Source organism: Dyella sp. CR10 (assembly GCF_055814425.1).
In genome coordinates this window covers 792,035-812,140 of the sequence record NZ_CP185986.1, presented here as the reverse complement: position 1 = coordinate 812,140, position 20,106 = coordinate 792,035, and the positions used below count along the sequence as shown (strand labels likewise).

23 protein-coding genes, 1 pseudogene and 1 riboswitch are annotated in these 20,106 nt (G+C 66.3%); of the genes and pseudogenes, 15 read left to right on the top strand and 9 right to left on the bottom strand.

Features of this window, described 5'->3' with window-relative positions; all coding sequences use genetic code 11:
- Positions 1-59: 59 nt before the first annotated feature.
- The 4 genes from ACNR9O_RS03755 to ACNR9O_RS03740 are packed head-to-tail and all read left to right on the top strand — an operon-like array spanning position 60 to position 2,341.
- On the top strand, positions 60-929 hold the full coding sequence (locus tag ACNR9O_RS03755; protein WP_473682744.1) for an SPFH domain-containing protein: 870 nt from the start codon (positions 60-62) through the stop codon (positions 927-929).
- Between the two features lie 11 nt (positions 930-940).
- Positions 941-1,135 (top strand): type II toxin-antitoxin system antitoxin, encoded by a 195-nt coding sequence (locus ACNR9O_RS03750; protein ID WP_473682746.1) that lies wholly within the window; start codon positions 941-943, stop codon positions 1,133-1,135.
- 29 nt (positions 1,136-1,164) lie between these two features.
- Positions 1,165-1,551 carry a DUF3887 domain-containing protein gene (locus ACNR9O_RS03745; protein WP_473682748.1) on the top strand — a complete coding sequence of 129 codons (387 nt, stop codon included), beginning with the start codon at positions 1,165-1,167 and terminating at the stop codon, positions 1,549-1,551.
- Positions 1,552-1,561: 10 nt separating this feature from the next.
- Positions 1,562-2,341 (top strand): CPBP family intramembrane glutamic endopeptidase, encoded by a 780-nt coding sequence (locus ACNR9O_RS03740; RefSeq protein ID WP_473682750.1) that lies wholly within the window; start codon positions 1,562-1,564, stop codon positions 2,339-2,341.
- Between the two features lie 6 nt (positions 2,342-2,347).
- Here ACNR9O_RS03740 and ACNR9O_RS03735 read toward each other — a convergent pair whose 3' ends face one another.
- Positions 2,348-2,725, bottom strand: coding sequence for a DUF423 domain-containing protein (locus tag ACNR9O_RS03735; RefSeq protein ID WP_473682752.1), 378 nt, complete (start codon positions 2,723-2,725; stop codon positions 2,348-2,350).
- A gap of 72 nt (positions 2,726-2,797) precedes the next feature.
- Between ACNR9O_RS03735 and ACNR9O_RS03730 the strand changes: the two genes are divergently transcribed.
- Together ACNR9O_RS03730 and ACNR9O_RS03725 are read left to right on the top strand one after the other, a co-directional pair.
- Positions 2,798-3,433, top strand: a complete 636-nt coding sequence (locus tag ACNR9O_RS03730) for an SCO family protein (RefSeq protein WP_473682754.1) — start codon at positions 2,798-2,800, stop codon at positions 3,431-3,433.
- The gene (locus ACNR9O_RS03725; RefSeq protein WP_473682756.1) at positions 3,430-3,897 is read left to right on the top strand and encodes a copper chaperone PCu(A)C; all 468 of its coding nucleotides are present in this window, start codon (positions 3,430-3,432) and stop codon (positions 3,895-3,897) included. Before ACNR9O_RS03730 ends, ACNR9O_RS03725 begins: the two co-directional genes overlap by 4 nt.
- A gap of 12 nt (positions 3,898-3,909) precedes the next feature.
- Here ACNR9O_RS03725 and ACNR9O_RS03720 read toward each other — a convergent pair whose 3' ends face one another.
- From ACNR9O_RS03720 to ACNR9O_RS03690, 7 genes and pseudogenes are all read right to left on the bottom strand, one after another.
- Positions 3,910-4,764 (bottom strand): cytochrome c oxidase assembly protein, encoded by an 855-nt coding sequence (locus ACNR9O_RS03720; protein ID WP_473682758.1) that lies wholly within the window; start codon positions 4,762-4,764, stop codon positions 3,910-3,912.
- Positions 4,765-4,828: 64 nt separating this feature from the next.
- Positions 4,829-6,721: a Gldg family protein gene (locus ACNR9O_RS03715; RefSeq protein ID WP_473682760.1), complete on the bottom strand. Its 1,893-nt coding sequence runs from the start codon at positions 6,719-6,721 to the stop codon at positions 4,829-4,831.
- Between the two features lie 3 nt (positions 6,722-6,724).
- Positions 6,725-7,459 (bottom strand): ABC transporter permease subunit, encoded by a 735-nt coding sequence (locus ACNR9O_RS03710; RefSeq protein ID WP_473682762.1) that lies wholly within the window; start codon positions 7,457-7,459, stop codon positions 6,725-6,727.
- Positions 7,456-8,343, bottom strand: a pseudogene (locus ACNR9O_RS03705) (ABC transporter ATP-binding protein); the annotation flags it as partial. The gene ACNR9O_RS03710 and the pseudogene ACNR9O_RS03705, both read right to left, overlap by 4 nt.
- Positions 8,344-8,589: 246 nt before the next feature.
- Complete coding sequence (locus ACNR9O_RS03700) at positions 8,590-9,936, bottom strand: hypothetical protein (protein ID WP_473682764.1); 1,347 nt, start codon at positions 9,934-9,936, stop codon at positions 8,590-8,592.
- A 226-nt stretch (positions 9,937-10,162) separates the two neighbouring features.
- On the bottom strand, positions 10,163-10,804 hold the full coding sequence (locus ACNR9O_RS03695) for a response regulator (protein WP_026635939.1): 642 nt from the start codon (positions 10,802-10,804) through the stop codon (positions 10,163-10,165).
- Between the two features lie 118 nt (positions 10,805-10,922).
- Entirely contained in the window at positions 10,923-12,152 is a 1,230-nt protein-coding gene (locus ACNR9O_RS03690) for a sensor histidine kinase (protein ID WP_473682766.1), read from the bottom strand.
- 212 nt (positions 12,153-12,364) lie between these two features.
- Here ACNR9O_RS03690 and ACNR9O_RS03685 point away from each other — a divergent pair, with 212 nt between their 5' ends.
- The 5 genes from ACNR9O_RS03685 (at position 12,365) to ACNR9O_RS03665 (ending at position 15,560) form a co-directional block, all read left to right on the top strand.
- Complete coding sequence (locus tag ACNR9O_RS03685) at positions 12,365-12,982, top strand: GNAT family N-acetyltransferase (RefSeq protein ID WP_473682768.1); 618 nt, start codon at positions 12,365-12,367, stop codon at positions 12,980-12,982.
- 8 nt (positions 12,983-12,990) lie between these two features.
- Positions 12,991-13,767 carry a septum site-determining protein MinC gene (gene minC, locus ACNR9O_RS03680; RefSeq protein ID WP_473682770.1) on the top strand — a complete coding sequence of 259 codons (777 nt, stop codon included), beginning with the start codon at positions 12,991-12,993 and terminating at the stop codon, positions 13,765-13,767.
- An 81-nt stretch (positions 13,768-13,848) separates the two neighbouring features.
- Positions 13,849-14,664, top strand: coding sequence for a septum site-determining protein MinD (gene minD / locus ACNR9O_RS03675; protein ID WP_473682772.1), 816 nt, complete (start codon positions 13,849-13,851; stop codon positions 14,662-14,664).
- Positions 14,665-14,669: 5 nt separating this feature from the next.
- Complete coding sequence (minE, locus tag ACNR9O_RS03670) at positions 14,670-14,954, top strand: cell division topological specificity factor MinE (RefSeq protein WP_473682774.1); 285 nt, start codon at positions 14,670-14,672, stop codon at positions 14,952-14,954.
- 90 nt (positions 14,955-15,044) lie between these two features.
- Positions 15,045-15,560: a hypothetical protein gene (locus ACNR9O_RS03665; protein ID WP_473682776.1), complete on the top strand. Its 516-nt coding sequence runs from the start codon at positions 15,045-15,047 to the stop codon at positions 15,558-15,560.
- A 1-nt stretch (position 15,561) separates the two neighbouring features.
- Here ACNR9O_RS03665 and ACNR9O_RS03660 read toward each other — a convergent pair whose 3' ends face one another.
- Positions 15,562-16,791: a multidrug effflux MFS transporter gene (locus ACNR9O_RS03660; RefSeq protein ID WP_473682778.1), complete on the bottom strand. Its 1,230-nt coding sequence runs from the start codon at positions 16,789-16,791 to the stop codon at positions 15,562-15,564.
- Positions 16,792-16,905: 114 nt separating this feature from the next.
- Positions 16,906-17,001: riboswitch (Fluoride riboswitch) on the top strand.
- A 62-nt stretch (positions 17,002-17,063) separates the two neighbouring features.
- On the opposite strand from ACNR9O_RS03660, the gene crcB reads away from it, so the two are divergent.
- The 4 genes from crcB (at position 17,064) to ACNR9O_RS03640 (ending at position 20,048) form a co-directional block, all read left to right on the top strand.
- Positions 17,064-17,450, top strand: coding sequence for a fluoride efflux transporter CrcB (gene crcB / locus ACNR9O_RS03655; RefSeq protein ID WP_473682780.1), 387 nt, complete (start codon positions 17,064-17,066; stop codon positions 17,448-17,450).
- 11 nt (positions 17,451-17,461) lie between these two features.
- Entirely contained in the window at positions 17,462-17,791 is a 330-nt protein-coding gene (locus tag ACNR9O_RS03650) for a DUF190 domain-containing protein (protein WP_473682782.1), read from the top strand.
- Between the two features lie 32 nt (positions 17,792-17,823).
- On the top strand, positions 17,824-18,942 hold the full coding sequence (gene cfa / locus ACNR9O_RS03645) for a cyclopropane fatty acyl phospholipid synthase (RefSeq protein WP_473682784.1): 1,119 nt from the start codon (positions 17,824-17,826) through the stop codon (positions 18,940-18,942).
- A gap of 62 nt (positions 18,943-19,004) precedes the next feature.
- The gene (locus ACNR9O_RS03640) at positions 19,005-20,048 is read left to right on the top strand and encodes a proline iminopeptidase-family hydrolase (RefSeq protein WP_473682786.1); all 1,044 of its coding nucleotides are present in this window, start codon (positions 19,005-19,007) and stop codon (positions 20,046-20,048) included.
- Positions 20,049-20,106 lie beyond the last annotated feature (58 nt).

Here is a 20,106-nt window from a genome sequence, read left to right as displayed (position 1 = left end):
CACTTGCACAATGACATCATTTTGATATCAGATATCTCCCATCCAAGGGAGGTATCGCCATGAATGAGCGTCAAGGCTTTTCGGTTGCCGGTATTCCGTTCGTGCTGTTCTGCCTGTTGCTCGGTGCGGCCAGCGTCGCATTGATCCTCTACGCTGCGGCGCATCCGGCAGCCAGCCAGGCCTTCGGCGGCGCGCTGCTGCTCGCCTTCACCCTCTTCCTGGTGAAAGGCTTCTTCCAGGTCGCGCCGAACGAAGGCCAAGTGTTGCAGCTGTTCGGCAAGTACGCCGGCACGGTGCGCACGGAAGGCCTGCGCTGGACCAATCCGTTCTACACGCGCCGCCGCGTGTCGCTGCGCGTGCGCAACTTCGAGAGCGGCAAGCTCAAGGTCAACGACAGCGACGGCAACCCCATCGAGATCGCCGCGGTGGTGGTGTGGCAGGTAGTGGACACCGCCGAAGCGGTGTTCCAGGTCGACGACTACGAGAACTTCGTGCACATCCAGAGCGAGTCGGCGCTGCGCCAGATGGCGCAGAACTACCCCTACGACGCGCACGATGACGGCAAGCCGTCGCTGCGCAGCCATGGCGAAGTGATCAACAACCATCTGCGCGACGAGATCCAGGCGCGCCTGGACAAGGCCGGCGTCAGCGTCATCGAAGCACGCATCAGCCACCTCGCCTACGCGCAGGAAATCGCCCAGGCCATGCTGCAGCGCCAACAGGCCAGCGCCATTGTCGCCGCGCGCGAGCGCATCGTCGAAGGCGCGGTCGGCATGGTGGCGATGGCGCTGGATCGTCTGCGCGAGCAGGGCGTGGTGGAGTTGGACGAGGAGCGCAAGGCCTCCATGGTCAGCAACCTGCTGGTCGTGCTGTGCGGCGACCGCGCCACGCAGCCCGTGGTCAACGCCGGCACGCTCTACAGCGGCTGAGCGAGGCGCGCGTGCCGGCTGAGAAAAAAGCTTATCCGCTGCGCATCAGCCCTGCCGTGCTGGAGGCGATGCAACGCTGGGCCGACGACGATTTGCGCAGCGTCAACGCGCAGATCGAATACGTGTTGCGCGACGCCTTGCGCAAGAACGGCCGGCTGAAGCCAGGGCAGGCCAAGCCGGTCGCGGACGACGACGACGCGACCTGACGACTTCACGGAACACAAGGGGGACAACCATGAACACGAAACGGGCGGCGGCGCTGGTCTGCGTCGCGATCTGCGCACTCTCCGCCGCAGCCGCGGCACGTGCGGAATCGGCTTGCGAAACCGCGTCGGCGCATCTGCTGGACGCGCTGGACCAGAGCGACTACACCGCCGCCACCACGGATTTCGATACCACCATGAAGGCCAAGCTCACACCCGACAAGCTGGGCCAGATCTGGCCGGCGGTGCTGCAGCAGTTCGGCGAGCGCGGCGCGCGCGACACGCCTTCGGTAAGCGCCGTCGGCGAGAACACGGTCGTACTCACGCCGCTGCACTACGGCCAGAGCACGATCGACTCGAAAGTCACCTGCGATGCGCAAGGCAAGGTGACCAACTTCTTCATCCAGCCTCATCACTGAGGACAAGACCATGACCGCGCTGTCCTCCGCGCCGCTGCCGCGCCTCAAACTAGCCTTGCTGCTCGGGTTGGCGGCACTGATCGCAACAGTAGCGATGCTCCCTTACTTCTTCGGCGTCATCATGCCGATGCAGACCGTCAAGCCACGGATGTCATCGATCGCCATAGCGGCGTCGCTGGTGCTGCAGTCCGGTTTGGGCAGCTTTATCTTTGCGTGGCTCGGACTGTGGTTCGGCGAACGATATGGCCTTACCGTGCCCTGGTTGCGAGCCTGGGTGTATCGCCAGCCGTCCCCGCAGTCACCGCACCGGTGGCGGTGGGCGATCCTGCTCGGCATCCTGTCGTCGCTGCCCGCCCTGCTCATTTCCACGGACTGGCAGCGGCTCGGTCATCCATCCGCGGCGCAGATGCTCGACTGGGCATGGCGCGGCGCGCTGGCCATGTTCCAAGGTGGCGTGACCGAAGAAATCATGTCACGCCTGTTTATCGTCAGTCTGCTGGTCTGGTTGATGGCCCGCCTGTGCGGCGAGGTGCGGACATGGATGTTCGTTGTCGCGATCGTGCTCGCCGCCCTGCTGTTCGGCCTCCTGCACCTACCCGCCGCCATGAGTGCCGGCATGGCTAACAGCCCGCAGGCCATTGCCCGCATCATGCTCCCTAATCTATTCGTCGCGCTGCCCTGCGGCTGGCTGTTCTGGAAGTACGGGCTGGAGCATGCAATGGTCGCGCACTTCAGCGCCGATTTCGTGCTGCATGTCGGCGCACAGCTCATCCTGGCGGCGCTCGCCTGAGCAGCGTCAGCCGCCTCGCCGGCTGATGCCCCAACCAAGCAGAAGCCACCCAGCGATGAACGCCAGACCACCCAGCGGTGTGATCGCGCCGAACCAGCGTGGCGCGCCCAAGGCCAATGCGTAAAGGCTGCCGCTGAACAGCATGATGCCCAGACCGAACGCGACGCCGGCGCGGCGCCGATGTGGCCGATCCAGGAAGCACCATGCCAGGCACCACGCGAGGGCATGCCAGAAGTGGTAGTTCACTGCGGTACGCCACAGCTCGATGCCGCGTTCGTCGAGCATGCCGCGCAGCGCGTGCGCGCCGAAGGCTCCCAGCGCCACCGCGCTGGCGCCAGCGAGTCCGGCCAGCAGACCGGCCGCGGGGCTGACAGGTTGTCGCATGGGAAAGCGGTCCTCGGGCAAGCAGCCACGCCGGTGTCGTATGCTGGCGCGATATCGATCCGGGATTCTCGCATGAAGCCTCGCCGCCTCGTCCGCGCCCTGCCCCTGCTGTCGTTGCTGCTTGGCGCCGCGCTGCTCGCCGCCTGCCAGCGCGGTGGCGATCTGCCTTGGAAGCTCACCAACGTCACCGGCCATATGCCGGATCTGGACTTCAAGCTGGTCGACGACCAGGGCAAGCCGGTGACCGGCGCGGACTACCGTGGCAAGGTGGTGCTGATGTACTTCGGCTATACGCATTGCCCCGATGTCTGCCCGCTCACCCTGGCCCAGCTGCACGTGGTCATGCAGCGCCTGGGCCCGCTCGCCGACGGTGCGCGCATCCTCTTCGTCAGTGTCGATCCCGCGCGCGATACGCCGGATGTGATGCATGCCTACGTCAATGCCTTCGACCCGCGTGCGGTGGGCCTGAGCGGCGAACCGCGCGCAATCGAGGCCTTGAGCAAGCGCTACCGCTCCGCCTTCACCCGCGAGCCGGACAAAGGCGATGGCCAATATGAAGTGAGCCACAGCTCGGCCATCTATATCTTCGACCGCGACGGCAAGGCGCGCCTGCTGTCCACGCCTGCCAATCCCCAGGACGACCTGGTGCACGACCTGCACCTGTTGCTCGACCCGACCGCAACCGCGCCCGCCGGAGCCAAGCCATGAGCCATCGCCTCGCGCTGCTGCTGAGCGGACTGCTGCTGTCGGGCATCGCCTGCGCCGGCGATGCCGACCAGGTCGCCGCCAGTCAGGCCTGGATCCGCGTCATGCCCGGCAGCCTGCCGTCCGGCGCCTATGTGATGCTGGAGAATCATGGCGATCACCCGGTCATGCTCCGCTCGGCCAGCAGTCCCGCTTATGGCGAAGTGATGCTGCACAAGAGCAGTACCGAGACCGGCATGGGCCGCATGGAAATGGTGGACAGCCTGTCCATTCCCGCGCATGGCAACGCGGCACTCTCTCCTGGCGGCTATCACCTGATGCTGATGAAGGCGAAGCAGCCGGTAAAGATCGGCGACAAGGTGCGCATCGACCTTCGTTTCGCCGATGGCAGCGCGCTGGCCACCGACTTCGAAGCGAAGCCGGCCAACACGGTGGACGGCGCCGCACCGGATCACCACCAGCACTGACGCCTGCCGGCGTCAGGTATTGCGCGCGACGAGCCTCGCCTGCCGCTTCGAGCGGATTCGTCCGTTGCGCGACAGGCGCACCCATTGGCGCATCGCCAACAAGCCGCCGATCGCCTCGATCAACGCCGCCGGCACCCACATGATCACGCCCCCCACCAGCTGGCCGGTGAGCACGTTGAAGGTGAAGGCGCGACCGCAGATCTCGAAGATCGGATAGAGATCGCTCTTGGAGAACGTCACGATCGCGCCGGCCAGAATCTGCGGGCTCATCGTGATGCCCGGCGACAGCACGCGCAGTCCCGGCGTCATCCGGCCGGGCGGACGCGGACGGTGATCCAGGACCAGCCACCAGTACGTCAGGCCGCTCACCATCATCGACCAGTTCATGAAGCGGTAGATGCGCCAGTCCAGCATCGCCAGTGTCTGCATGGCCGGGATCAGCCAGATCAGAATGAAGCCGATGAACAGGACCGTGACGAGCGCCGGATTCAGCAGCACGCCGCTCACCGCGCGCCATGGCCATGAGCGCAGAAATGGCCGCAGCAGCCGCACGCGCCAGGTCAGCGGCAAACCTGCCCGCAGCACGGTGCCCGGATACGAGGCGATGATCAGCAGCGGCGCCAGATGATGCAGCAGCACCTGCTGGATGCGGTGCATGAAGAATTCGTGCTCGGCGTAGTAATCGAAGTACGTGTGCAACGACACGTAGACGATGACCATGCCAAGCCAGAACCCCAGCTTGCGCCCGGCGCTCACGCGCCATCGCCGGCAGCCGCGCACATACAGCACGCAGGTCGCCGCGAAAACGATCAGGAACACCCAGGAGAACTCCCAGGGCACGATCCACTTGAGCAGGCTCGCCATCATCGTTCCGGTCGTTTCAGCCGCAGCCGCCAAGCATAGTCCAGCGACCCAGGCCGCGCCGCCGCACTCATGCGTGGCGCCGGTTGCGGCGCGAGCGCCGCCAGCCATAGGCAAGCCCGAACAGCGTCACCAGCGCCGGCACCAGCACGATATCGATGAACTTAAGGCGCATGCCCAGCGCATCGATCTCCGCGTTGAGCTGGTGCTGCACGTCGCGCAGCTCCTTGTTGATCGCCAGCTGGCGCTGCAGAAACTGCTCGATCTCAGCCTTCTGCTCCGCGTTGGCCGCGTCGCCGCGCCCCGGCTTGGCCGGCTGCAGCTCCGACAGGCGGCTGCGCGTGACGGCCAGCTCGCGCTGCAGCTCCTGCTTCTTCGCCAGGAACTTCTGATCAGCCGCCGCCTGCAGCGCCTGCACCCGCGTGAACGGGCGCTGCGAACTGACGCGGCCGCGAATCGACAGCAATTCGGACGAGCCGCTGAGGTTGTCGGTGACGTTGGTGACGAAATCGCCGTTGTTGGCCAGCGCGCTCAGTTGCAGCGGACCGAGCAGACTCTGCGAGTACGACACCCACAGGCGATCGGTGAGCAGGTCGGTGTCCGCCACCAAGATCACTTCGGCGTTGTCGTGGGCCTGCGCGATATGCCCCGGGCGCTTGGCCAGTTCCGGGAACGCCGACGGGAACGCGCCGCGCACCCGCGCCGCCACTACGTAACGCGTGTTGTCAGGCTTGTACCCATCCAGCAGCGCATTGGGATCGGTCGTGGCTTCGCGCACGCGCTGCGCCGGCACCACTTCCGCTTCGCTGGTGGTCTGCATCAGCGGAATCAGGCGCGACGTGGTCTTCGGCGCCAGATCGAGATAGCCGACGCTGGACAGGTTGACGCGCTGCAGGCTGGCGGTGGTCACGTCACCGTGATTGAGCTCCTGGCTGGTCAGGCCAAGCATCGCCGGGTGGTTGGTCGCGCTGTTGTCGGCCAGTTCGATGCGCAGCGCACGTGAACGATCCAGTACCACTTTCTGCGCGTCGTACTGTACGCCCCAGGCTTCGAACAGACGCGGGAGATCCGAATTGTGGTCGTCGATCACACCGTTGCTGTCGACGAAGGGCGTGGTGTCCAGCTCCGAGTAGGGATCGACGAAGACCACCAGGTGGCCACCGCGCAGGACGTACTGGTCGATCGCATAGAGCGTCGCGTCGGAAAGATGCTTGGGGTGGATCAGCAAAAGCACCTGGATGTCGTCGCCGATGCGGTCGAGCTTGGACGGATCCAGCGTCTTCACCTCGAACAGCTGCCCGAGCTGGCGAATCACGGTCCACGGTTCTTCGCCCAGCACCGGATTGCCCTGCACCGGCAGGCTGCTGATCACGCCGATGTGTGGCTTGGTCGGCTCATTGAGCTCGTAAAGCAGCTTGGCGATGTCGTATTCGAGAAAAGTCTCGCGGCCGGGATCGAACAGCGGAATGGCCAGCGCCTTGGCGCCAGGATGCAACTCGCCCTCGTCGCCATCCGGGGTAGCCGGCAAGGTCGATCCGACCAGGCCGAAGAACACGCGCTCGCCATTGGTGCCGCCGGTGATCGGACTCAGGCCGTTGCCTTCGGCGGCGGCCTCGTCATCCGAATAGGGCACGGGGTCCACGACCTGCAGGCGCAGGCGGCCGTGCGATCGCGCCACCATTTCCTGCAGCAGGTCGCGCACGCGCTGCTCATAGCTGCGCAGCTGCGGCAGGTCGCGAGTGGAGTGTTCGGAGAAATAGAGCGTGAGCTTCAGCGGCGCGCGCAGCTTGTCCACGATACGGACGGTGCCAGGCGTCAGCGTGTAGAGCCGGTCGGAAGTGAGATCGAAACGCGTCGCGCGCATCCAGCGGCTGCCGGCCAAGGCAAGCGCGATGGATACGACCACCAGCAGGATGAGCGCGCTGATCAGGCGGGTACGGCGTGTGAAAGTCAGGCGGGCCATCGCTCAGGGGGTCCGCTTCAGATCGAGCACCAGCACGCCGGCGGTGAGCCAGGAGGCGATGCACAGTACGAAGTAAAGAACATCGCGCACGTCCAGCACGCCGCGCGCGATCGCTTCGAAATGGCGCAGCAGGCTCAGATGCGCGACGCCGTTGAGCAGCTTGCGCGGCATCGATCCCTGCATGAAATCCAGCACCTGCGGCTGCCCGGCCAGCAGGAGCAGGAAGCACACCACCATGGTGAGGATGAAGGCCACCACCTGGCTCTGCGTAAGCGCCGAAAGGCAGGCGCCGATGGCCAGGAAGGCGCCAGCCATGAGCCAGCTGCCCAGGTAGCCGGCCAGGATCACGCCGTTGTCGGGTGAACCGAGGTAATTGACGGTGATCCAGATCGGGAACGTCAGCAGCAACCCTACGCCCATGAACAGCCACGCCGCGAGGAACTTGCCCAGCATGGCCTGGGCGAGCGTGATCGGCAGGCTGAGCAGCAGTTCCAGCGTGCCGCCCTTGGCCTCCTCGGCCCACATGCGCATCGATACGGCCGGCGCCAGCAGCAGGTACAGCCATGGATGCATCACGAAAAACGGCTGCAGATCGGCCTGTCCGCGATCGTAGAAATCACCCGCGTAGAACGTGAGGATGCCGGCCAGCACCAGGAAGATCACCAGGAACACATAGGCCACCGGCGTCACGAAGTAGCTGCGCAGCTCGCGCCGCGCAACGGCCATCACCGGACTCATGCCCTGCCCTCCTGTCCGATGGTGATCTGGCGGAACACTTCGTCGAGGCGGCCACGCTCAAGCTGGATCTCCGACACCTCCAGCCCCTGCTGGCGCAGCAGCAATTCGACAGGTTCGAGAATGCGCTCGCCCGGCCGCGGGAAAACGGTGATGCGACCGTCCAGCGGATCGACTTCGATCGAGGCCACCTGCGGCAGACGGCCGAGCATTTCCTGCGATACGCCGCTGCCCGGCGCGCTGAAGGACACCGCGCCGTGATAGCGCGAACGTGCCTCGAGTTCGGCCGGCGTGGCGTCGGCAAGCAGACGGCCGTTGGCGATGATTACCACGCGATTGCACAGTGCGTGCACCTCCTCCAACAGATGCGTGGAGATGAGGATGGTGCGCTCGCGCGCCATCGCATCGATCAGCTGACGCACGGTGTGCTTCTGATTCGGATCCAGGCCGTCGGTCGGCTCGTCCAGCATAAGCACCGGCGGATTGTGCACGATCGCCTGGGCCAGACCCACGCGGCGGCGCAACCCCTTGGACAGGGTATCGATGCAGCGGTCGAGCATGTCTTCCAGCTGCAGATGGCCGATCACTTCTTCGAAGCGCCGGAAGCCCTGATCGGCCGACAGGCCGCGCGAGCGCACGATGAAAGTGAGGAATTCGCGCACGGTCAACTCGCCGTAGCTGGGCGCGCCTTCAGGCAGGTAGCCCAGCGCGCGCTTGGCCTTCAGCGGCTCTTTCAGCACGTCGTGGCCGCACACGCGCGCGGTGCCGGCAGTCGGACGCAGAAAGCCCGCGATCATGCGCATGGCGGTGGATTTGCCTGCACCGTTCGGACCGAGCAAGCCCAGCACCTGGCCGGGCTCGGCGCGAATACTGAGCGAGTCGACGGCGGTGAGCGGACCGTAGCGCCGGGTGAGCTGTTCGGTTTCGATCATGTCCGGGGCAGATACAAAGCAGCGGGATGGGCGCGAAGCCCGAGCGGCTCGACGGGCGACGAAGCAATGTAACTCAACGAGGCGGAAAAGTCGGACCGCGCCATCCGCGGGAAGTGCCTCCGCTATGCGCGAAAAAGAGCGGCGCAAAAAGAAAGGCCCTTCGCGAAGGAAGGGCCTTTCAAGTCGAGCGGGATGTCCGGCTTACTGGCCGGCGCTGGCCGCAGAGGCCGGCGCGGCAGCGGTACCGGACGAGGCCGGCGCCTGCTGCTGGGTGCCGTCATCCAGCGACGGCGGCTGCAGGCCGGCTTCCTGTTCCGGCGTCTTCTCCGGCGCGTCGGTCAGCGGAAGGTACACGGCGAACTGGGCGTAGCTCTTCACCTCGTCGCCTTCCTTCACTTCCGGCTTCACCAGGATGTCGTACGGGCGGTTCACCACCTCGTCGAACTTGTAGCCGTGGGTCTGCGAGTAGGCCTTGAGCATGTCGCGGGTCTGCGGGACGCCGGCCGCGGTGCCGTTCCAGATGCCCTTCAGCGCCGGGCCGCCGAAGGCCAGCATGCCGCGCACGTCGTTGTCGACGATCAGGCGACCGAAGCGGTCGGTGCCGCCCGGCGTGGTGTCCTGCGCCGGAGCGGCAGACGTGCTGCTGCTGGCCGGGGCGCTGGTCAGATCCGGCGCCTTGGCGGCGGCCAGCTCGTGGCTCTGACCGTTGATGGTCAGGCTGGTCGCGCTGATCGGCAGGGCGACGTCGAAGGTGTAGGTCTGGTCGCCGTAGTTGGTGGTGTAGATGATGCGCGGACCGGTGACGGTCACGCCCAGCTTCTTGGCGGCGGCCTGGATCTGCGCCTCGGCCTTGTCGGTCGCTTCATTCAGCGCCTCGAGACCACCCTTGCGCTCGATCGAGCTGGACACCAGCAGCACAGGCGTCGGCTGGGTCTGCTCGATGTACGGGATCAGCTTGCTGTAGTCGATGTTCTGCACCGAGGCCAGCACATTCTGCAGATCGCTCAGGCTGAACTGGATGAAGGCATCCGGATCGCCATGGATGTACAGGTTGGAGTAGCGGTCGACCAGGTTGAACCCGTAGGCCACGTCATACGACCAGGTGATCTTGGTCAGCTGGCCGCGGCTGCCCTGGCGCTCGAGATCCAGGGTGAAGTGCTTGTCCTGGCCGCGCCAGTCGTTGTCCACGTTCCAGACGACCTTCGCCTGCTTGGCGGTGGAGTCGACCTTGTCGAACTGCGGCTCGGCCGACGCGATGGTCAGCTTGCCCTTGCCCACTTTGTCGTCGTTGCTGCTCCAGCTCATCTCGGCACCGGGGCCGTAGGCCTTGCCGGAGAAGGTGAACTGGGTATTGCGGTCGTACTTGCGCTGCACCGTGTAATCGGGGAAGCGGCGGAAATTGGCGAGCACGTCGTACACCTGACGCATGTCCTTGCCGACCACCAGCGACCTCTCCACATGGCCACTGCCAGGCATGATCACGCCCACCACGACGCCGACGACGGCGACGATGATCAGGGCAACAATGAATTCAAGAACACGCATCATTCCAGGGCTCTCCGAACATCTCTCTTGGCGGCACGAGTGCGTCGCCGGAGACCGGTCCGCCACGGGGATGCGCTCCCTTTGAGAAGGCCGAAGGAAATCGCATCGTGACAGGGGTCGGCCAGCGCCGAAGCCACCGATGGTACTGGTTCACGGGCAGGAACGCTATCCGCCCCGGAAAGCGCCCGGGAAGGCCCTCGGCGAGGCCTTCCCGGAGGCCGGAACGGCCTTAGACGATGCCCAGCTCGAGAGCCTTGAGCACCGCGCGGGTGCGGTCGCGCACGCCGAGTTTGGAGAGGATGTTGGACACGTGGTTCTTCACGGTGCCCTCTGCCACTTTCAGGGAGTTGGCGATCTCCTTGTTGCTGTAGCCACCCGACAGCAGGCGCAGGATCTCCGTCTCGCGCTCGGTCAGCGGATCGGGCTGCTCGAGGCTGGTGAACTGGTTCTGCATGCGCCCGACGCCGGCGAGCAGGCGCTGGGTCACCATCGGCGCGACCAACGAGCCGCCCGCGGCGACGGTGCGCACGGCTTCGACCAGTTGCTCCAGCGACACATCCTTGAGCAGGTAACCGCGGGCGCCAGCCTTCAGGCCCTGCAGGACCAGCTGGTCGTCGTCGAAGGTGGTGAGAATGATGGTGGGCGGCAGTTCGTTGCGCGCCGACAGGGCCTGCAATACTTCCAGGCCGCTCATGTTGGGCATGCGCAGATCCAGCAGCACCACATCGGGCTTGATGCGGGGGATGTCCTGCACCGCCTGCGCGCCGTCGGCGCATTCGGCCACTACGCGGATGTCCTCAGCCAGATCCAGCAGGGAACGGACGCCCTGGCGTACCAGGTTCTGGTCGTCGACAAGACACACGGAAATCATCGCGGTTCCTCGGAGCGATAGCGGTCCCCGGCGCCATCGCCGGGGACGACGGATAAAGCGACACGGCCATCCAGGCCGGCCGCGCATTCTGGCATGGCTGCGCGCCTGTGAAACGGACTCACGACACGCTCAGTGCGGGCGGCTCGAAACGGGACGGCGCATGAGCCAGCGCGGGCTCCTCGCCCAGCGGCAGGTTCACGTTGAGCGCGAAGCCCTGGCCGGCGGCGGTATCCACGTTCACCGTGCCGCCGAACTCCGCCAGGCGCTCGCGCATGCCCGACAAGCCGTTGCCGGGCCGGAACTGATCGGCGCCACGACCGTCGTCGCGGGCGTGCAGCTCCAGCTGGCCTGTCTCGTCATAAGTAAAGGTGAGCCACAGGTTGCGTGCTCCGGCGTGCCGTGCCGTATTGGTGATGATCTCCTGCGCGCAGCGCAGCAGCACCTGAGCCCGGCGCGGGTCCTCCACACTGAAGCGTGGCGGCATTTCCACGTGAACGTTCAGGCCGGGCACGCCCTCGACCAGGCTGCGCAGGGCTTGGGTCAGGTCGATCGCGTCGTCCTGACGCAACTCGCTGACCACTTCGCGCACATCGCGCAACAGGTGCTTGGCGGTGGCCTGGGCCTTCAGTACGTGCTCGGCCGCGGCGGGATTGCTCAGGTGGCTGGCCACTTCCAGATTCAGGCTCAGCGCCGTCAGGTGGTGGCCGACCAGGTCATGCAGATCGCGCGCGATGCGCATGCGCTCGGCGATGCGGGTGGATTCGGCCAGCAGCGCGCGGGTCGCGCGCAGCTCCGAATTGAGGCGGCGCTGTACCTCCCGTTCTTCGGCCTGCAGGTTGGCGATCATCGAGGTGAAGAACACCAGCGCGGAAATGGCCAGGTACATGCACACCTGCAGCACCGCCTGGACCGTGGTCCAGCCCTTGTAGCTGGAAATGATCGGGATGAGCATCAGGTTCTGCAGCAGCATCCACACCAGCCCCGCGCCGACCGGCAGCTGCCAGGGCAGCACGACCGCGATCACCAGCATCAGCATGGCCGACAGGCCGCTCTGGCTGAACCAGCCCATGGCGATCGCCGAGCCGGTGAGCACCACCAGGCCGATCAGCCGGCTGACGGTGGGCAGCCCGTCCTTGCGATTGACGGTCGAACGCCGGGTCAGCAGCAGGTAGGTGGCGCCGAACAGGAGATAGGAGACGATCCAGCCGGAGATATCGGGATTGCTCCACCACGAGCTGACCCGCGCCAGGCTCCAGCTGCCCGGCAGCAGGGGCAAGGCGACGCACAGGTACGTCGTCAGGCCGGCATAGCGCAGCAGCCGGATGTGATTGATGTTGGACCAGACCATAGGCGCATCATCGGCTCGGCGGGGGCGTGGTGCAATGCGCGAGAAGTCACTGCCCGCCCCCTGCCGGAAGCCATGCCACCGCAGGCTTTACAAAGGTTTTACATGGTGCGCCGTGATATGTGCGCTCCCCGCCCCCGTGCCATAATGCGCGCCATTACGCGGGGCCGTCAGCGGTCTGCCAGATTTCCCGAAACATCATTGCGGAGCAACGAATGGCCCTTGCCATCCGCGACGTGCGCGAGCACGACCTGGATGCCGTGCTGGCGCTCAACAACGCCGCCGGGCGCACCATCCTCGCCCTGGACGCCGGTCAACTGCGCTACTTCTACGAGCACGCCGACTATTTCCGCGTCGCCGAGATCGATGGCCATATCGCCGGCTTTCTGATCGCCCTGCGCGAGGGCGGCAACTACGACAGCCCCAATTACCGCTGGTTCGGCGAGCGCTACCCGCAGTTCGTCTACATCGACCGCATCGTCATCGCCAACGCCTACCGCCGGCATGGCCTGGGCCGCATCTTCTATTGCGATGCGACCAGCTATGCCGAGGTGCGCGCCCCGCTGCTCACCTGCGAAGTGTTTCTGGAGCCGCGCGACGACAAGGTCCTGCTGTTTCACGGCACCTACGGTTTCCAGGAAGTGGGCCAGCAGCGCATGGGCGATAGCGGTCCGCAGGTCAGTCTTCTGGCGAAGGAACTGCCCAGCTATCCTTACGTACGCGAAACCTATCTCGAACGCGACGGCCTGCCCGACGTACCGTGGTTGGCCGAGCGTCCCCGCCCCCTACACAACAATGACAAGCGCCGCCTCGCTGGAGAGCGGCGTCCGTGAATGCCCGCATGGATACCACCGATGTCTGCGACCTGCGCTTCGGCCAGGTCGGTATTGCCAGCGTGCGCGTGCGCCGTCCCGACGCCGCCGCGCTGTACGAGGAGCTGGAGCGCCGCGTGCGCGCCGCGCCTCAGCTGTTCTCCCGCGCCGCCGTCATCCTCGACCTGAGCCATCTGCTCAACCTGCCGGACGACGGCACCGTCGATGCCCTGCTCGAAGCCGTGCGCAGCGCGGGCATGCTGCCCGTGGGCTTCGCCTATGGCACCAGCGAGACCGAGGCGATGTCGCGCCGCATGGGCCTGCCCCTGATCGCCAAGTTCCGCGCAGCTTACGAGCCCGCCGACGGCGGCAGCATCGCGCCGCCCGCCCCGGCGCCGGCACCGGTGCAGCCCCCCGCTCCCGCTCCGGCACCCGCGCCGAAAGCACGCGAGGCGGATGCGGAGCCGTCTTCCGCGCCCGTGGGCGGCCAGTATCACGACGGCACGGTGCGCTCCGGTCAGCAGATCTACGCACGCGAGCGCGACCTGATCGTCACCGGCGGCGTCGCCAACGGCGCGGAGGTGATCGCCGACGGCAGCATCCACATCTACGGCGGCCTGCGCGGCCGCGCGATGGCCGGCGCGCAGGGCGACGCCAAGGCGCGCATCTACGTTTCCGACTTCCGCGCGGAGCTGGTAGCCATCGCTGGCCACTATCGCGTCTTTGAACAGTTGCCAAAGGATCTCGAGGGTCAGTCTGTGCAATGCTGGCTCGACGGGGAAAAATTGCTGATCGCGAAACTTTGACGCGGATTCGTCCGCCTGCAACGATCGCAACACCACATAATCGCCACACCATTACAAGAACATATTCTGGGAGATGAGCCCTTGACTGCTGAGATCATCGTTGTCACCTCGGGCAAAGGCGGCGTGGGCAAAACCACGACCAGCGCCTCGCTCGCCACGGGCCTGGCCATCCAGGGCAAGAAGGTCGCCGTGATCGACTTCGACGTCGGCCTGCGCAACCTGGACCTGATCATGGGCTGCGAGCGCCGCGTGGTGTACGACTTCGTCAACGTCGTGCACGGCGAGGCTGCGCTCAAGCAGGCCCTGATCAAGGACAAGCGCTACGAGACCCTCTACGTGCTGGCCGCCAGCCAGACGCGCGACAAGGACGCCCTGACCCAGGAAGGCGTGGAAAAGGTGCTCAAGGACCTCTCCGACGAGGGCTTCGACTACGTGGTCTGCGACTCGCCCGCCGGTATCGAGAAAGGCGCCCACCTGGCGATGTACTTCGCCGATCACGCCGTGGTGGTGGTCAACCCCGAGGTGTCCTCGGTGCGCGACTCCGATCGCATCCTGGGCCTGCTCTCCAGCAAGACCCGCCGTGCCGAGAAGGGCGAAGGCGCGATCAAGCAGCACCTGCTGCTGACCCGCTACAACCCGGCGCGCGTGGCGGTGGGCGAGATGCTCAGCGTCAAGGACGTCGAGGATATCCTCGGCATCAGCGTAGTCGGCGTCATCCCGGAATCGGAAAACGTGCTGGCCGCCTCCAACTCGGGCGTGCCGGTGATCCTCGACGAGAACTCGCACGCCGGCCAGGCGTACAGCGACACCGTGGCCCGCCTGCTTGGCGAAGAGCGCCCGCTGCGCTTCCTTGAAGTGCAAAAGAAGGGCTTCTTCCAGCGCGTATTCGGAGGCTGAACGCGATGGGTATTCTTGATTTCCTGAAGCGCAGGCCGGAGCCCTCCGCCGTCGTGGCCAAGGAACGCCTGCGCATCATCGTGGCGCAGGAGCGCTCCACCCGCGGCGGGCCGGACTACCTGCCGCTGCTGCGCAACGAGCTGCTCGAAGTGATCAAGAAATACGTGCACGTCGACATCGAGGCGATCAACATCAACGTGGAGCGCGACAGCGGCCACGAGGTGCTAGAGCTCTCCGTCGCCCTGCCCGAGAACGAGAAGCCGGGCTCCACCGCACCGGCCGCCGGCTGAGCCTCGGCGCTTTCGCGCCCGCCATCCCGGTCCGCCAGCGCAGCCCTTTCGTCTCGAAAGGGCTGCGCCGTCCGTGAATGCCGCCAGATCATGCAAGCTCCTTCCCATTCCGCCGAGCCCGCGCAAGTCATGCGCCTGGCCGACATCGACGAGAACGACGCCCGCGCCCTGCTCGCGCGCCATGGTCTGCGCCTGGAGCGCGTCGCCCTCGCGCAACCCATCCCGGGCAGTTTCTGGGGCGACGAGGAAGCCGGCATCATCGGCACGACGGTCTACGCCCGCGGCGATACGCCCGTGCATTCGATGCTGCACGAAGCCGGGCACCTGATCGTGCTGTCGCCGGAGCGCCGCGCCCAGGTCCATACCGACGCCACCGACTCCATCGACGAGGAAGACGCCACCTGCTATCTGCAGATCGTCCTGGCCGACGAGCTGCCCGGCGTGGGGCGCGCCCGCCTGCTGGCGGATATGGACGCATGGGGCTACAGCTTCCGGCTCGGCTCCGCCGCCGCGTGGTTCGCCGAGGATGCGGAGAACGCGCGCCAGTGGCTGGTCGAGCGCGGCTTGCTCGATGAGCAAGGGCGGCCAATCTTTCCCCGTCCGTGACCTAAGCGGTTTCGCCGATCGCCACCTGGGACGACGACTCGGCCACGCGCCGATACCAGCGCCACGATACCCAGCCGATCACCGTCAGCACCGACGCCCCCAGCGCCAGGTAAAGCATCCGTTCCGCCAGCAGCGGCGAAAGCACGCCCGCGACGATCGCGCACAACATCAGGCTGGCGAACGCCTGCACCGAGGACGCTCCACCGCGGTGATGCGGAAAGCGATCCAGCAGCAGCAAGGTCAAGGTGGGGAAAGCCAGCTGCACGCCTACGCCATGCACGATCAGCGGCAGCATCGACCAGGGCAGCATCGGCCGGGGCAGCAGCAACGCCAGCAGCAGATGCAGGGCGCAGGCGACCAGCATCGCGCCGTAGCCTAGGTTCACCGTGTACGCCTGGCTGCGCCGCACTGCCAGCCGACCCGACAACCAGGCGCCGCCCATCAGCCCCGCCACCACCGGCAGGAACAGCCAGGGAAAGCCTTGCGCCGAAAGATGCAGCAGGTCGCGGACGATGTGCGGCGCCGACGCGATGTACAGGAACAGCCCGGCGAAGTTCACCGTACATGACAGCAGCAGCGGCCGGAACGGCATGTCCTGCGCGAAGCCCAGGTAGCCGGCCAGGAGCGCGCGCGGCGCGAAGCGGGTACGCGCCTCGACCGGATGGCTTTCCTGCAGCCGCAGGACCAAGGCCGTCGCCAGCATTGCCGTGAAGCCCATCAGCACCCAGAAGATGCCGTGCCAGCCGCCCAGGTAAAGCATCTGGGCGCCGACCATCGGGGCGATTACCGGCGCCACGCTGAAAATCATCATCACGCGCGACATCAACTGCTGCGCGGCTGCCCCTTCGTAGCAGTCGCGCACGATCGCGCGCCCCACCACCAGGCCGGCGCCCGCGCACATGCCCTGCAGCGCTCGGCAGGCCAGCAACATCGGGTAGGACGTGGACAGCGCCGCGCCCGCCGAGGCCAGCGAGTACACCACGATGCCCGTCACCAGCACCGGCTTGCGACCGATCGCGTCGGAGATGGCGCCGTGAAACAAGCTCATCGCCGCGTAAGTCAGCAGGTACACGCTGATCATCTGCTGCAGCTGCGCGCCGTTCACGCCGAACTGCGCGCCGATCAGCGGGAACGCGGGAAACACCGCGTCGATCGAGAATGGACCGATCATCGACAGGCCGGCGAGCAGCACCGGCAGGCTGCGCTGCACGGAGCGTGGGGTAGCGTTCATGGCGGGGAACGATGGGCGCGAGAGCGGCGAGTATACGGACGCGGCCATGGAGACGGCATGTCCCGCATGCCACGCCGGGTTGGCATGGCGACGCGGCCATCGGCTAGCATGCCCGTGCTCGAGGGAGATGGCATGCCTCCCGCCCCGCACCGCGCGGGCGAACCGCGCCCCGGTCCGCAGGACCCGGGCGCTGATGATGCCTGCACACCGGCGCTCGCCGGGGCGCAGGCGCGTGCCGGTGTCCCTGGGACCGCCCCTCAGGAGATTGGCACGTGGGTTACACCGGATTTCTGCTCGTAGGCATCGGCGGCGCGTTTGGCTGCTGGCTGCGCTGGGCGCTTGGCGTCATGCTCAACCACCTCTTTCCCACCCTGCCGCTGGGCACGCTGGCTGCGAACCTGCTGGGCGGCCTGCTGATGGGCTGCGTGCTGGGTGTGTTCGACCACTACCAGACGCTGCCGCCGGAGCTGCGCCTGTTCGCCGCCACCGGCTTCCTCGGCGGCCTGACCACGTTCTCCACCTTCTCCGCCGAGGCGGCCACGCTGCTGCTGCGCCAGCAGTATCTTTGGTTCGCCGGCCACGTGACGGTCCACCTGGCCGGCTCCATCGCGATGACCGTCACCGGCATCGCCCTGATACGCCTGCTGGTGCGCGGCTGAAGGAGACGACGATGACCCTCCGCGAAGGGCGACTGCTCAGCTTCTACTGCCACCAGCGCGCGCGCCACGACGGCGTGCTGGTGTACGAATGGCTGCTGGAACTGGCCAAGCGCCAGGGCATCGGCGGCGGCTCGGCCTTCCGCGCCGTGGCCGGCTATGGCCGCCATGGCGTGCTGCACGAGGAGCAGTTCTTCGACCTGGCCGACGATCTGCCGGTGAAGGTCGAGTTCCTCCTGGACGACGCCCAGGCCGATACCTTGCTGGCAGCCGTACGCGCCGCGGGCGTCGACGCCGTGTATGCATCGGCGCCGGCAACGTTCGAGATCCTGGGCCGCAAGTAGAGGCCGCCTTCCTGGGAACCAAAGGGGTACGCATGAGCCGGGATTCGCTGAAGCAACGCGCCACCGCACTGCTGGAACACGCCGGCATCCATATCGATGGCGGTGCCCCCACCGACCTGCGCGTGCACGACGACAACCTCTACGCCCGTGTCTTCGCCCACGGCTCGCTGGGCCTGGGCGAGGCCTACATGGATGGCTGGTGGGATGCCGAGGACCTGCCCGGCATGTTCACCCGCCTGCTGCGCTCGCATGTGGACCGCGAACTGAAGACGCTGGACACGCTGCTGGCACATCTCAAGGCCCGCTTCATCAATCTGCAGCGCGGCGAGCACGCCTATGAGATCGGCCGCGCCCACTACGACCTGGGCAACGATCTGTTCCAGGCCATGCTGGGCAAGCGGCTGGTGTACTCCTGCGGCTATTGGGCCCGGGCCGACAACCTCGACGACGCCCAGGCCGCCAAGCTCGACCTGGTCTGCCGCAAGCTGCGCCTGAAACCGGGCCAGCGCGTGCTGGACATCGGCTGCGGCTGGGGCGAGGCGCTCAAGTTCGCGGCCGAACACTACGGCGTCGAAGGCGTCGGCGTCACCGTCTCGCAGGAGCAGGCCGAATTCGCCCGCGAGCTGTGCGCCGGACTGCCGGTGGACATCCGGCTGCAGGACTACCGCGAGCTGGACGAGCGCTTCGACGCGATCTTTTCCATCGGCATGTTCGAGCATGTCGGGGCGCTCAACTACCGCACGTATTTCGAAGTGGCGCGACGCTGCCTGAAGGAGGAAGGCCTGTTCCTGCTGCATTCCATCGGCAGCAATGGCCCGCCGTCGCGGCCCGATCCGTGGATCGAAAAATACATCTTCCCCAATTCGATGATCCCCTCGGCACAGCAGGTCGCCGAGGCACTGCAAGACCTGTTCGTGATCGAGGACTGGCACAACTTCGGCGCCGACTACGACCGCACGCTCGGCGCCTGGCGCGCCAATTTCGACGCGGCATGGCCGCGGCTGTCCCAGAGCTACGACGACCGCTTCCGCCGCATGTGGCATTTCTACCTGTCCGTGTCGGCGGCGGTGTTCCGCAGCCGCCGCGATCAGCTCTGGCAGCTGACGCTCAGCCCGGAGGGCGTTCCTGGCGGATATCGCGTGCCGCGCTGAGTCTTGCCGCTGCCCGGCTGGCGCGGGATAGTGCGCGCACCGTCCGACGAGGGGAAGACGCGATGAAGCGCATGCTGGCCAGCCTGCTCGCCCTGCTGGGCTTGTGCATCGCCTGCGCCGCGGGCGCGGCCGACGCGCCCGCCAGGCCTTCCTCCTATTTCGACAATGCGGGCCGCGACGACGTGCTGAGCGGCGGCGTGAAGACCATCGTGATCGATACGCCCAAGGGCAAGTTCCGCGTATGGACCAAGCGCGTGGGCAACAACCCGAAGCTGAAGCTGTTGCTGCTGCACGGCGGCCCCGGCGCCACGCACGAATACTTCGAGGCCTTCGACAGCTACCTGCCCGCCGCCGGCGTCGAGTACTACTACTACGACCAGCTCGGCTCGGCCTACAGCGACCAGCCCAAGGACGACTCGCTGTGGACCACCGAGCGCTTCGTCGACGAAGTGGAGCAGGTGCGCCAGGCGCTGCATCTGGACAAGGACGACTTCTGCCTGCTCGGCCATTCCTGGGGCGGCATCCTGGCCATGGAGTACGCGCTGAAATACCAGCAGCACCTCAAGTGCCTGGTGATTTCCAACATGATGGATTCGGTCCCGGCCTACAACGATTACGCCCGCAAAGTGCTGGAGCCGGCGATGGACCCGAAGCTGCTGGCCGAGGCCAAGCAGTTGGAAGCCAGCGGCCGCACCGCCGACCCGCGCTACATGCAGATCCTCACCCCGATGCACTACGAACAGCACGTCCTGCGCATGCCTGAGGCGCAATGGCCTGATCCCGTGCAGCGCGCATTCGCGCATTTGAACGAGCGCGTCTATACGCTGATGCAGGGCCCGAGCGAACTGGGTGCCAGTGGTCGGCTGGAGCATTGGGATCGCAGCAAGGATCTGCACCGCATCCAGGTACCCACCCTGGTCATCGGCGCACAGCACGACACCATGGATCCCGCCTACATGGCGTCGATGGCGAAGAAGCTGCCACATGGCCGTTTCCTGCTTTGCCCCGCCGGCAGCCACATGGCGATGTACGATGACCAGCGCACTTACTTCGACGGACTTGTGCATTTCCTGCACGACGTCGAGGCGGGACGCGCCGCCCACTGATGCCACCCGCCGCGGGCGTTCCCCTGGCCCGCGGTTTTCGCTTTTTTCCGGAGTTCCA

What these genes read in the sequence shown, in the direction of transcription:
- ACNR9O_RS03700 (WP_473682764.1), bottom strand. Translation starts at nt 9,936, where the DNA reads ATGATGCGTGTTCTTGAATTCATTGTTGCCCTGATCATCGTCGCCGTC.
- ACNR9O_RS03640 (WP_473682786.1), top strand. Translation starts at nt 19,005, where the DNA reads ATGAAGCGCATGCTGGCCAGCCTGCTCGCCCTGCTGGGCTTGTGCATC.
- ACNR9O_RS03690 (WP_473682766.1), bottom strand. Translation starts at nt 12,152, where the DNA reads ATGGTCTGGTCCAACATCAATCACATCCGGCTGCTGCGCTATGCCGGC.
- minE (WP_473682774.1), top strand. Translation starts at nt 14,670, where the DNA reads ATGGGTATTCTTGATTTCCTGAAGCGCAGGCCGGAGCCCTCCGCCGTC.
- ACNR9O_RS03710 (WP_473682762.1), bottom strand. Translation starts at nt 7,459, where the DNA reads ATGAGTCCGGTGATGGCCGTTGCGCGGCGCGAGCTGCGCAGCTACTTC.
- ACNR9O_RS03695 (WP_026635939.1), bottom strand. Translation starts at nt 10,804, where the DNA reads ATGATTTCCGTGTGTCTTGTCGACGACCAGAACCTGGTACGCCAGGGC.
- minC (WP_473682770.1), top strand. Translation starts at nt 12,991, where the DNA reads ATGGATACCACCGATGTCTGCGACCTGCGCTTCGGCCAGGTCGGTATT.
- ACNR9O_RS03715 (WP_473682760.1), bottom strand. Translation starts at nt 6,721, where the DNA reads ATGGCCCGCCTGACTTTCACACGCCGTACCCGCCTGATCAGCGCGCTC.
- ACNR9O_RS03685 (WP_473682768.1), top strand. Translation starts at nt 12,365, where the DNA reads ATGGCCCTTGCCATCCGCGACGTGCGCGAGCACGACCTGGATGCCGTG.
- ACNR9O_RS03720 (WP_473682758.1), bottom strand. Translation starts at nt 4,764, where the DNA reads ATGATGGCGAGCCTGCTCAAGTGGATCGTGCCCTGGGAGTTCTCCTGG.
- ACNR9O_RS03660 (WP_473682778.1), bottom strand. Translation starts at nt 16,791, where the DNA reads ATGAACGCTACCCCACGCTCCGTGCAGCGCAGCCTGCCGGTGCTGCTC.
- ACNR9O_RS03665 (WP_473682776.1), top strand. Translation starts at nt 15,045, where the DNA reads ATGCAAGCTCCTTCCCATTCCGCCGAGCCCGCGCAAGTCATGCGCCTG.
- ACNR9O_RS03755 (WP_473682744.1), top strand. Translation starts at nt 60, where the DNA reads ATGAATGAGCGTCAAGGCTTTTCGGTTGCCGGTATTCCGTTCGTGCTG.
- cfa (WP_473682784.1), top strand. Translation starts at nt 17,824, where the DNA reads ATGAGCCGGGATTCGCTGAAGCAACGCGCCACCGCACTGCTGGAACAC.
- ACNR9O_RS03735 (WP_473682752.1), bottom strand. Translation starts at nt 2,725, where the DNA reads ATGCGACAACCTGTCAGCCCCGCGGCCGGTCTGCTGGCCGGACTCGCT.
- ACNR9O_RS03650 (WP_473682782.1), top strand. Translation starts at nt 17,462, where the DNA reads ATGACCCTCCGCGAAGGGCGACTGCTCAGCTTCTACTGCCACCAGCGC.
- ACNR9O_RS03745 (WP_473682748.1), top strand. Translation starts at nt 1,165, where the DNA reads ATGAACACGAAACGGGCGGCGGCGCTGGTCTGCGTCGCGATCTGCGCA.
- ACNR9O_RS03740 (WP_473682750.1), top strand. Translation starts at nt 1,562, where the DNA reads ATGACCGCGCTGTCCTCCGCGCCGCTGCCGCGCCTCAAACTAGCCTTG.
- ACNR9O_RS03725 (WP_473682756.1), top strand. Translation starts at nt 3,430, where the DNA reads ATGAGCCATCGCCTCGCGCTGCTGCTGAGCGGACTGCTGCTGTCGGGC.
- ACNR9O_RS03730 (WP_473682754.1), top strand. Translation starts at nt 2,798, where the DNA reads ATGAAGCCTCGCCGCCTCGTCCGCGCCCTGCCCCTGCTGTCGTTGCTG.